An 8,364-nucleotide genomic window follows, 5' to 3' on the forward strand; every position below is an offset into this window, starting at 1 on the left:
ACGCGGATGCCGTCGAAATGACAGGAACTTCAAATCCACCGCACGAGTGTGGTATTCGGATTTGAAGCTCTTAATCGCGGATGCGACCAGAATGCCAGGAACTTCAAATCCCTCACACTAGAGAGCGCCATGTCACGCTATAACCACAAGGAGACCGAAGCCAAGTGGCAGGCGATCTGGGCTCAGCGACGATCCTTCGAGACGCGCGAGGATCCCTCAAAGCCGAAATATTATGTCCTCGAAATGTTTCCCTACCCCTCGGGCCGCATCCACATGGGCCATGTCCGCAACTATACAATGGGCGATGTCGTCGCCCGCTTCAAACGCGCCCGAGGCTTCAATGTGTTGCACCCCATGGGATGGGACGCGTTCGGGTTGCCCGCGGAGAACGCCGCGATCGAGGCGAAAATTCATCCCGCTAAATGGACATACGCCAACATCGATCAGATGCGCGCGCAGCTCAAGCTCATGGGGCTATCGCTCGATTGGAGTCGCGAGGTGGCGACCTGCGATCCGGCTTACTATAAGCACGAGCAGAGGATGTTCCTCGATTTCTTGAAAGCCGGTCTCGCCTATCGCAAGGAGTCTTGGGTCAATTGGGACCCCGTCGACATGACGGTGCTGGCAAACGAGCAGGTGATCGATGGTCGCGGATGGCGCTCTGGTGCCTTCGTCGAGCGGCGGAAACTCAACCAGTGGTTTTTCAAGATTACGCATTTTGTCGGAGATCTGCTCGACGAACTCGATCGCCTGCCCCGCTGGCCGGAAAAAGTACGCCTCATGCAGCGGAACTGGATCGGCCGCTCGACCGGCGCGCGCGTGACGTTTGCGATCGAGGGACGCACCGACTCGATCGAAGTTTACACGACCCGTCCTGACACGCTTTTTGGCGCGAGCTTCCTCGCCCTATCGGCAGATCATCCGCTCGCCGAGGCGATTGGGTCGGCGGACCCATCGGCCCGCGATTTCATCGAGGAATGCCGCCGGCTCGGAACGAGTGAAGCCGCCATCGAGACGGCCGAGAAAAAGGGGTTCTTGACACGTCTTAAGGCGCTCCATCCGCTCGGAAAAGATTGGCGGCTTCCCGTCTATATCGCCAACTTCGTCCTCATGGAGTACGGCACGGGCGCCATTTTTGGGTGCCCCGCGCACGATCAACGCGATCTGGATTTCGCGCGCAAATACAATCTGCCGGTCATGCCGGTCGTGATTCCTCCGGGTGAGGACCCCAAACGCTTTAGCATCGGCACCGAGGCGTATGCGGGCGATGGTATTTTGGCCAACTCGGAATTTCTCGACGGGCTTTTGGTCGAAGACGCGAAAAAGAAGGTCGTTGCGCGGCTCGAGGCCCTCAAGCACGGGCGCGGCGAGGTGAATTTTCGTCTCCGGGATTGGGGGGTCTCGCGGCAGCGCTATTGGGGCTGTCCGATTCCAGTCATTAATTGCCCGACTTGCGGGACGGTGCCCGTTCCGGTGAAGGACCTCCCTGTCACACTGCCCGACGATGCGACGTTCGACAAGCCCGGCAATCCCCTCGAGCATCACCCGACCTGGAAGCACGTGGCATGCCCGACATGCGGCATGCCAGCGCTGCGGGAGACGGATACGTTCGACACGTTCGTCGAATCGTCATGGTACTTCGCGCGGTTCTGCTCACCCAAAGCGGTTGGTCCGGTCGACCGTGCGGCCGTCGATTATTGGCTGCCGGTCGATCAGTATATCGGCGGGGTCGAGCACGCGATTCTTCACCTTCTTTATTCCCGCTTCTACATGCGGGCGATGCGAGGAAGCGGGTACGTTTCGGTGGACGAGCCTTTTGCCGGATTGTTCACGCAAGGCATGGTTTGCCACGAAACATACCGAAGTGCCGACGGACGCTGGCTCGCACCGAGCGAGATCGCGCGGAACGGGCAAAACGTCGCCGTCGAGGCGGCGACGGGCGAACCTGTCACCATCGGCCGCTCCGAAAAGATGAGCAAATCGCGCAAGAATACCGTCGACCCCACGGAGATCATCGGGAGCTATGGGGCCGACACGGCACGCTGGTTCATGCTCTCGGACTCGCCGCCTGAACGCGACATGGAGTGGACGGCCGAAGGTGTCGAGGGCGCATGGCGCTACGTCAATCGCCTGTGGCGCGCGGTCCATCAAGCGAAGCAGGCGATGGCGGCCTCGGATGCGGTGCGCCCGGCGACATTCGACGACACCGAGCAGGCCACGCGCCGCGCGATTCATAAAACCATCGACGGTGTTACCCACGATCTCGACCATTTTCGGTTCAATCGAGCAGTGGCGCGCGTTCACGAGCTTAGCAACGCCTTGGCGGCAGTCACCGGCGACGGCGAGGGTCAAGACTGGGTTCGGCGCGAAGGCTACGATGCGATTGCAAGGCTCATCGGGCCCATGATGCCGCATCTGGCCGAAGCGCTTTGGGCGGCCCTGGGCCACGCGACGCTGCTCGTTGACGAGCCCTGGCCGGTCGCTGACCCGATGTTGCTGATCGATGACATGGTTACGATCGCGGTGCAAGTGAACGGCAAACTGCGCGCGACGGTCGACCTCCCCCGCGACGCCGAACATGCCGACGCCGAGCGTGCCGCACTCGCCTTGCCCGCCGTGGTCAAGGCAATGGACGGCCGAGCGGCACGGCGCGTCATCGTCGTTCCCAATCGGATCATCAACGTCGTCGTTTGAACGTGCTGAACGGATCGTTCGCGAAGACATCGGCGTTAAGCAGCTTGTCGTCCGGCGGCGTAATCGTGGAATTGAGCAGACCGTGAAGATTCCGCCATCGCGTATCGAAGGCTTCGTAGCCCGACCCGATCCGGGTGCGCGCGCGATCTTGGTCTACGGACCGGATGCGGGGCTCGCGCGTGAGCGCGCGGAACGGCTCTGCCTCTCGGTCGTCCCTGCGTTGAATGACCCCTTTCGCGTCGTCGAGCTGAGCCCCTCGGTTCTGCGCGACGACCCGGCGCGTTTGGCCGATGAAGCCGCGCAGATTTCGATGATCGGGGGGCGGCGGGTCATTCGCGTCCGCGACGGAACGGATGACATTGCGGAACTCTTCCAAGCATTTCTCGGCTCACCCGTCGGCGACGCGCTTGTGGTTGTCGATGCGGCCGATTTGCCCGCACGATCGAAATTGCGGAGTCTATTCGAAAGTGCAAGGAATGCCGCAGCTCTGGCCTGCTATGCGGATCGCGAGGAGGACATCGCGGCAGTGGCGCGGCAAATGATCAAGCAGGCGGGACTTACGATCGCCCCCGATGCGCTCGAATGCCTCGTCGGAGATCTCGGCGGCGACCGTCAGATTACACGACGGGAAATCGAGAAGCTTTTGCTTTATGTCGGCGCCGGCGCGACGCAGGTGCATCTTGCGGACGTCGAGGCTTGCGTTGGTGATTCGGCCGCGCACTCGATCGAAGGCGCACTTGCGGATGGAAGTCAAGAAGCCGTCGTGCGCGCACTAGCCCGCGCCTTCGCAGAGGGAGAGTCGGCGGTTGGCGTGGCTCGGGCCGCTCAGCGCTATTTCCAGCGGCTTCATTTTGCGGCGGGGCAGATCGACCGCGGTAAGAGCATCGAGCAGGCGATCGGCAGTCTAAGGCCGAAGCTCTTCTGGAAATTGCGGGACGGGGTCACGGACCAGCTCCGAACCTGGACGTCTCGCCGAGCGGCAGAGGCGCTCGAGCGGCTGACGGCGGTGGAGCTCGCCTGCAAAACGACCGGCATGCCCGATGAGGCGATCGTCACGCGATGTTTGCTTGAACTGGCCAGTGCCGCCGGCCGTCAGACACGAAGGGCCTAGGCCGGATTTGAAGTTCCTAAACCTTGCTGCCAGCGAAATATTAGTAACTTCACATCTACTACACTACGAGTCTCGGCTATTTCCGGATGACACGGTGAGACGCTGGACGAGATCGTCCAGCTGGCCAAGATTATCATAGCGCACGGTGACGTGCCCTTTGCCACCGCGATCTTCAATCGAGACCTTTAGACCGAGTTTGAGCGAAAGGTCGTGCTCGAGTGCCCGCGTGTCCGCGTCTTTCTCCCGCGGCACCGCGGCACCCTTTTTGAGTCGCGCGGTGTTGTCCTGCGCTAGTTTCTCCGTTTGCCTCACATTCAATCCGCGCTTGACGATCTCATGGGCGAGTTCCACGGGACTTGCGACGTTGAGCAGCGCTCTGGCGTGACCAGCCGTCAAATCTCCGCGCTCGAGCAAATCCTTGACAGGCTGCGGCAATCCCAGGAGCCGCAGCAGATTCGCCACGTGACTCCGGCTCTTGCCGACCACCCGCGCGAGATCCTCCTGGGTATGATCGAACTCTTCCATGAGCCGCCGGTAGCCCTCGGCCTCTTCGAGAGGCGTCAGATCCTGGCGTTGGATATTCTCGACAAGGGCAATTTCGAGCGCCTCACCGTCGCTCATGTCGCGGACGATGACGGGCACTTCGTGAAGCTGGGCCTCTTGCGCCGCGCGCCAACGTCGCTCGCCGGCAATGATCTCGTAGCTGGTTGCGTCGTCCTGGAGCGGCCTCACGAGAATGGGCTGTAAAATGCCTTGGGCTTCGATGGAACGGACCAGGGCGGCCATCTCTTCGGGATCGAAGCGATGACGAGGTTGAAAACGGCTTGGTTTAAGGGCGCCCGTGGGCAGGTGGCGCGGCGGGCGCAGCCTTTCCAAGGTCGCCTGGTCTTCGGATTCGGAGCCCAGCAGTGCTGAAAGGCCGCGTCCCAGGCCCCGCCGCTTGCTGTCTTGAGGCGTCATGCGCGCGCCCTAACAGGGTCTGCATTGGCGCTTGATTGAGTCGATGCGCCGGATGCCGGAAAGATGCCCTCGCGTCTCAAAATTTCGCCCGCGAGATGCAGGTAGGCTTGAGCGCCCGTGCACCGAAGATCGTAAAGCAAGACCGGCTTACCATGAGACGGCGCTTCGGAGACACGGACGTTGCGAGGGATGACCGTGCTGTAAACCTTGTCGCCAAGATGACCACGGACATCCTGCGCGATCATTTCACTCAAGCTATTGCGTTTATCGAACATGGTCAACACAATACCTTGTAGCTCAAGCCGCGCGTTGAATGACCTCTTCACGCGTTCGATCGTTCCCAGGAGGTGGCTGAGTCCCTCCAGCGCATAGAACTCGACTTGCAAGGGGACCAGAACCGCATCGGCAGCGACCAGGGCGTTGAGAGTCAGGAGGCCCAAGGCCGGCGGGCAATCGATCAAGATATAGTCGTAGGGCACGTTGGCGGTCGCGAAGGCGTCGTGCAGGTGATATTCGCGACGGGGAGAGGCGACCAGCTCCAGTTCGGCGCCCGTAAGATCGAGGGATGCAGCGACCACCTCCAAGCCGGGAATGCCTGTCGGCAAGACGGCTTGCTCGAAGGGCAAACCGTCCATCAGAATGCTGTACGAATTTAGTCGGCGTCGGGCTCTGTCAATCCCGAGTCCTGTGCTCGCATTGCCCTGAGGATCGAAATCGATCAGCAGGACCCGCTGCTCAACGGCCGCAAGCGCTGTTCCCAGGTTTATTGCGGTCGTGGTCTTACCGACGCCGCCTTTCTGGTTAGCGATTGCGAGGATGCGGGGTCGAGACCGGGGAGTAATCTGCCTAACGGAAGCTGTTGGGTGCGGCACGCGATATCTCCCCTAGCCTTAGTATTTTGCCCGCCGAATCCGTATGGCTGGCAATGACCTCGATCCGCATATTCCATCGTTTACACGCTGCGGTCAATTCTTCTTCCACCTCTTTACCCTTCAGAAATAGGCAAATCCCGTCGGGCGCCAGTATCGGGACCGCATACGACAAAAGTGTATCGACAGGCGCGAGGGCTCGTGCGGTCGCCACGTGAAAATTCATACCTGAGAGCGTTTCAGCGCGCCGCTCGGTGACAATGGCAGTACTGTGAGTTCGTCGAACGACCTCGCGGAGGAAAACGCATTTGCGCGAGTCCGATTCGCAGAGGGTGACATCAGGGGCGCCGAATATCGACAGCACGAGCCCCGGAAAACCGGCGCCGCTTCCAAGATCGATGATTGACCGCACCGACTTCGGCAAAAAACGAACTAATTGGGCTGAGTCGAGAACATGGCGGCGCCAGGGATCGGCTAAAGTGCTTTTCCCGACGAGATTGATCGCGTTTTGCCATTTCCGAAGCAGCGCGACGTAAATTTCGAGCTTTTCGAGTGTTTCACGTGAAACATCTATAAAGTCCCGAAGCGATTCGGCTGTCATGGGTCGCCAGCCGCTCACCCTTCTACCTTCGAGCGAATGCACTCGGACCTTTCGCACGCATAGGATTGATGTCGTTGTTTCACGTGAAACAATTTAGTCTGATCACGGACGGGCCAGTCGCGCCTCGTTTGGTGGATTTGAAGTTCCTGTCATTTTGGTGGCATCTGCGTCTAGGAGCTTCAAATCGGAATACCACACTAAATTCAAAATATTCCTCCTGTGGCTTAGAACCGGAAATTCGCGTGCGGCCCCGCTCCCCCAAATGGCGAATTTCGGATTCGCCACACTAGCGCACTTTGACATTTGCTGCGAGGGCCGATCTTTGCTCTACATCATTGCGTTGGGGGCCCTTGCGGACGTGCCGCAACAGCGCGGTGAGCGCAGCGGGCGTTATGCCCGAAATCCGCCCCGCCTGTCCGAGGGTACGTGGCCGCACGGCCGCAAGCTTTAGCCTGACCTCGGCCGAAAGCCCGCCGACTCGGTCATAATCCAAGTCCGGCGGCAAAGTCAGCGACTCGTCTCTTTGAAACGCAAGGATGTCCGCTTCCTGCCGTTCAAGATAGCCTGTGTAGCGCGCGTCGATTTCAAGCTGCTCGACCACATCGGGCCTCAGACCTCGCAACTCCGGCCAATGCACCGAAAGGCCCTCAACGGTCTGGCCGGGATATCGAAGCAAATCCGAAACGCTTCGCCACTTTCCATCTAGATTGACGTCAAGGCCCTTTTGTTGAAGGGCTTTTGGAAATGCCCCCAATCGGCCGACCAAATCCCTCCCCGACTCCAGGGCCATGCCCTTCAGCGCGAACGCCTCGGCGCGCCGGGACCCGACGCAGCCGAACTCAACGCCCACCGGCGTCAGTCGCAGATCGGCATTGTCGGCGCGCAACAAAAGCCGGTACTCCGCCCGGGATGTGAACATGCGATACGGCTCCGCAGTGCCCAACGTCACCAAATCGTCAATCAAAACGCCGACATAGGCCTCCGCCCGGGTTGGAACGAAGGGCTCGCCACCGGAAACACTGCGCGCCGCATTCACCCCCGCGACAATGCCCTGGGCTGCCGCTTCCTCATAGCCGGTGGTGCCGTTGATCTGCCCGGCGAGGAAGAGATTGCGAATGCGGCGGGTTTCCAGGCTGGGCTTAAGCTCGCGCGGGTCGACGAAATCATACTCGATTGCATAGCCCGGACGAATGATCTCGGCGCGCTCCAATCCAGCGATCTTGTGGACCATGGCTTCCTGTATTTCCTGCGGCAGCGAGGTCGAAATGCCGTTCGGGTAGATCGTATGATCGTCAAGACCCTCCGGCTCAAGAAAGATCTGGTGCCGCTCTTTATCCGAAAACCGGACAACCTTGTCTTCAATGGAAGGACAATACCGCGGGCCGACGCCTTTGATTTGGCCTGAGTACATCGGCGAGCGGTGCAGATGTTGCCGTATCAACTCGTGGACGGCATCGGTCGTATATGTGATATGACAGACCGTCTGGGGGGTGGTAATTTCACTCGTGAGAAATGAAAACGGCACTGGTGGGCGGTCGCCGTCCTGAACCTCGAGGTTTTTCCAATCGATTGTCCGGCCATCCAATCTCGGCGGCGTTCCGGTCTTCAAACGCCCAAGCCGGAAACCAAACCGCTCAAGTGTTTTCGACAAGCCGACCGAAGGTTCCTCGCCCACCCGTCCCGCTGGATATCGCTCGCGTCCTACGTGTATCATTCCACGGAGAAACGTACCGGTTGTTATAACAACAGCACCCGCGCGTATTTCGCGAGCATCAGCGAGAACGATACCCGCAATCCCAGCCAATCCGTCCAGAACCACATCCTCCACGGCTCCCGACTCGATGGTCAGATTTTCGTGGTCGCCAAGGATCGCCTGCACCGCCATGCGATAAAGCTTCCGGTCGGCTTGCGCCCTCGGGCCACGCACGGCCGGCCCCTTGCTCCGGTTCAGCATGCGGAACTGGATGCCGGCGCGGTCGATGGCGCGGCCCATGATGCCGTCCAGGGCATCGATCTCGCGCACCAGATGGCCCTTGCCCAGGCCCCCGATGGCGGGATTGCACGACATCGCCCCGACGGTTGCGAACCGGTGGGTCACCAGCGCCGTCCTGGCGCCCAGGCGCGCGGCG

Annotated in this window: 6 protein-coding genes; 2 read left to right on the top strand and 4 right to left on the bottom strand. The window is 60.4% G+C overall.

Translation table 11 applies throughout. The features are described from left to right. Positions 1–129: 129 nt before the first annotated feature. Both leuS and holA read left to right on the top strand, forming a co-directional pair. Entirely contained in the window at positions 130–2,694 is a 2,565-nt protein-coding gene (gene leuS / locus VEJ16_17955; protein ID HYB11547.1) for a leucine--tRNA ligase, read from the top strand. A gap of 82 nt (positions 2,695–2,776) precedes the next feature. Beyond that, on the top strand, positions 2,777–3,805 hold the full coding sequence (gene holA, locus VEJ16_17960; GenBank protein HYB11548.1) for a DNA polymerase III subunit delta: 1,029 nt from the start codon (positions 2,777–2,779) through the stop codon (positions 3,803–3,805). A 63-nt stretch (positions 3,806–3,868) separates the two neighbouring features. Here holA and VEJ16_17965 read toward each other — a convergent pair whose 3' ends face one another. The 4 genes from VEJ16_17965 to mnmG form a co-directional block, all read right to left on the bottom strand. Then, positions 3,869–4,765, bottom strand: a complete 897-nt coding sequence (locus VEJ16_17965; GenBank protein HYB11549.1) for a ParB/RepB/Spo0J family partition protein — start codon at positions 4,763–4,765, stop codon at positions 3,869–3,871. After that, positions 4,762–5,607: a ParA family protein gene (locus VEJ16_17970; GenBank protein ID HYB11550.1), complete on the bottom strand. Its 846-nt coding sequence runs from the start codon at positions 5,605–5,607 to the stop codon at positions 4,762–4,764. The genes VEJ16_17965 and VEJ16_17970 overlap by 4 nt, the downstream gene beginning before the upstream one ends. Positions 5,608–5,611: 4 nt before the next feature. After that, positions 5,612–6,235, bottom strand: a complete 624-nt coding sequence (gene rsmG, locus VEJ16_17975) for a 16S rRNA (guanine(527)-N(7))-methyltransferase RsmG (GenBank protein ID HYB11551.1) — start codon at positions 6,233–6,235, stop codon at positions 5,612–5,614. A gap of 286 nt (positions 6,236–6,521) precedes the next feature. Continuing rightward, positions 6,522–8,364, bottom strand: a 1,843-nt coding sequence (gene mnmG / locus VEJ16_17980) for a tRNA uridine-5-carboxymethylaminomethyl(34) synthesis enzyme MnmG (protein HYB11552.1), incomplete at its 5' end; no start/stop codon positions are given.

This window comes from Alphaproteobacteria bacterium (assembly GCA_035625915.1).
In the GTDB taxonomy this organism is placed as follows: domain Bacteria; phylum Pseudomonadota; class Alphaproteobacteria; order JACZXZ01; family JACZXZ01; genus DATDHA01.

Coding starts and splice junctions, on each gene's coding strand:
- rsmG (HYB11551.1), bottom strand. CDS start 6,235: ATGACAGCCGAATCGCTTCGGGACTTTATAGATGTTTCACGTGAAACA.
- VEJ16_17965 (HYB11549.1), bottom strand. CDS start 4,765: ATGACGCCTCAAGACAGCAAGCGGCGGGGCCTGGGACGCGGCCTTTCA.
- leuS (HYB11547.1), top strand. CDS start 130: ATGTCACGCTATAACCACAAGGAGACCGAAGCCAAGTGGCAGGCGATC.